This is a genomic window from Candidatus Thiosymbion oneisti (assembly GCF_900092655.1).
Classification (GTDB): Bacteria; Pseudomonadota; Gammaproteobacteria; order Chromatiales; family Chromatiaceae; genus Thiosymbion; species Thiosymbion oneisti.
This window is the reverse complement of sequence record NZ_FLUY01000746.1, coordinates 1-2,386: the sequence shown is the minus strand read 5'-3', so window position 1 is coordinate 2,386 and position 2,386 is coordinate 1. Positions and strand designations below refer to the sequence as shown.

Annotated in this window: 3 protein-coding genes; all 3 read left to right on the top strand. The window is 57.9% G+C overall.

What is annotated here, in order from left to right; all coding sequences use genetic code 11:
- Window positions 1-191 precede the first annotated feature (191 nt).
- Window positions 192-746 (top strand): Uma2 family endonuclease, encoded by a 555-nt coding sequence (locus tag BQ17_RS08010; RefSeq protein ID WP_256091518.1) that lies wholly within the window; start codon window positions 192-194, stop codon window positions 744-746.
- Between the two features lie 27 nt (window positions 747-773).
- The gene (locus BQ17_RS21640; RefSeq protein WP_176722348.1) at window positions 774-935 is read left to right on the top strand and encodes a hypothetical protein; all 162 of its coding nucleotides are present in this window, start codon (window positions 774-776) and stop codon (window positions 933-935) included.
- Between the two features lie 152 nt (window positions 936-1,087).
- Window positions 1,088-2,110 (top strand): ketol-acid reductoisomerase, encoded by a 1,023-nt coding sequence (ilvC, locus tag BQ17_RS08005; RefSeq protein WP_089725955.1) that lies wholly within the window; start codon window positions 1,088-1,090, stop codon window positions 2,108-2,110.
- The last annotated feature ends 276 nt before the right edge of the window (window positions 2,111-2,386 follow it).

Here is a 2,386-nt window from a genome sequence, read left to right as displayed (position 1 = left end):
CCAAGACGCAAAGTTTCTTTGTTCTTTCTTTGCGGCTTGGCGTCCTTGCGTCATTGCGTTTTTTCGCAATTTCCGTTCTTTCGCGAACTGAGCCACTACCCAACGAAATTGTAGCGTGACTCGCCGCCGTATCCTGTTTATTATCATGGTGTTCCTATCGATCAGGATCGCTCTCAAAATCGATTCGAGGCATGGCAATGGGCGTAGCAGCCAAGCACAGCTGGATTTCCGTGGCGGACTACCTGGAAGGCGAGAAGATCGCCGAGGTACGCCACGAATATGTCAATGGCGAGGTCTTCGCCATGGTGGGCACCACCAAGGCGCACAACAGGATTGCGTTGAACCTGGCGCTGCTGTTGCGTAACGGACTTGCCGGTAAACCCTGTCGGGTCTACATGGAGAACGTAAAGGTCTACATTAAAACGGCATTTGAAGAGCGCTTTTATTACCCGGACCTCCATGTGGAATGCCGGCCCTTTACCGACAACAGCTATTACAGCGAGCGTCCCAAACTGATCATCGAGGTGCTGTCCGACTCCACCGAGCGCGATGATCGTTCCGACAAGTTTTACGCCTACCGCAGGCTGGCGAGCTTGGAGGAATATGTGCTGGTGGCACAGGACGAGCAGAAGGTGGAGGTCTATCGCCGCTCCGATGGATGGGATGCGACGGTCTATGGCCCGGAAGATAGCGTTCGACTCGGAAGCGTCGGCGCCGAGCTGGCCCTTGCTGCAATCTACGCCTGAGACCCGATTCCGGAGATTTATCCGCACATGAACGCCAATCAACGCAAATGGATCAAGTATCGTCCCTTCCGTGTTTATTCTCGTTCATCGGCGGTAGAAATCGGAACCGCCCAGGTTCGGATTGAGTATGGGAAAAATGATCCGGTCGCTTCGATCTATCCGCAGATTACACAGATTTTCGCAGGTTGAAAACGAAATGATCTGCGGACAGAAAACAGAATTGTGATCTCTTGCGACCGATTGGCGTTGATTGGCGTTCATTTGCGGATAACTTCCGCACAACCCAAGGGCGATGGGTATAATTTGCGGACCACCCGATCCGATAGTTCCAGGAACCATCAATGTCCATAAAGATCTTCTACGACCAAGACGCCGACCTCTCTCTCATCCGGGACCAGCAGGTCGCCATCATCGGTTACGGCTCCCAAGGCCACGCCCACGCCAACAACCTCAAAGAGTCCGGGGTCTCGGTGGTCGTGGGGCTGCGTCCCGACTCGGCGTCGGCCGCCAAGGCAACCGCTGCGGGGCTCCGGGTCAAGACCATCGAGGATGCGGCCAAGGACGCCGATGTGGTCATGATCCTGGCCCCGGACGAGCATCAGGCCCAGCTCTACCGGGAGCAGATCGCTCCCAACATCAAGCAGGGCGCCGCCCTGGCCTTCGCCCACGGCTTCAATATCCATTTCGGTCAGATCGAGCCCCGCGCGGACCTGGACGTGATCATGATCGCACCCAAGGGTCCCGGACATTTGGTGCGCTCGACCTATACCCAGGGCAGTGGCGTGCCCAGCCTGATCGCCGTCTTCCAGGATGCCAGCGGCCGCGCCCGAGACCTCGCCCTGGCCTATGCCGCGGCCAACGGCGGCGGGCGGGCGGGCGTCATCGAGACCAGCTTCCGCGAGGAGTGTGAGACCGATCTGTTCGGCGAGCAGGCGGTGCTCTGCGGAGGCCTGATCGCTCTGATCCAAACCGGCTTTGAGACCCTGGTCGAGGCCGGTTATGCCCCGGAGATGGCCTACTTCGAGTGTCTCCACGAGGTCAAGCTCATCGTCGATCTGATCTACGAGGGCGGCATCGCCAATATGCGCTATTCGATCTCCAACACCGCCGAGTACGGTGACTTCACCCGTGGCCCGCGCATCATCACCGACGCGACCAAGGCCGAGATGAAGCGCATCCTGGCCGACATCCAGTCCGGCGAATTCGCCAAGGAGTTCATCCTGGAGAACCAGGCCGGTGCCCCCAAGCTGAAGGCCCTGCGCCGTCTGAGCAAGGAACACCCGATCGAACAGGTGGGCGAGCAGCTGCGCGCGATGATGCCTTGGATCCGCGCGCAGCAGCTGGTCGACAAAAGCAAGAACTGAGTACCTACGGCTTGAACCTTGCGGGAGGATCTTGCCCAGGCCCGCCGCCTGATCGACAAGCACGGCTACCACCGCCGCGACCAGGAGCTCGCCGATACCGAAAGCTGCCTTTGAACCGCATCCTATAAACCACGAAAATCACGAAAAAGACAAGCATGAAGGTTCGTGTCCTTATTAGAACCACGGATGGACACGGATAAACACGGATCACAATCTGTGTTTATCCGTGTCTATCCGTGGTTCTTTTTCTGGCTCCCATGCTCCAGTGGGAACGAG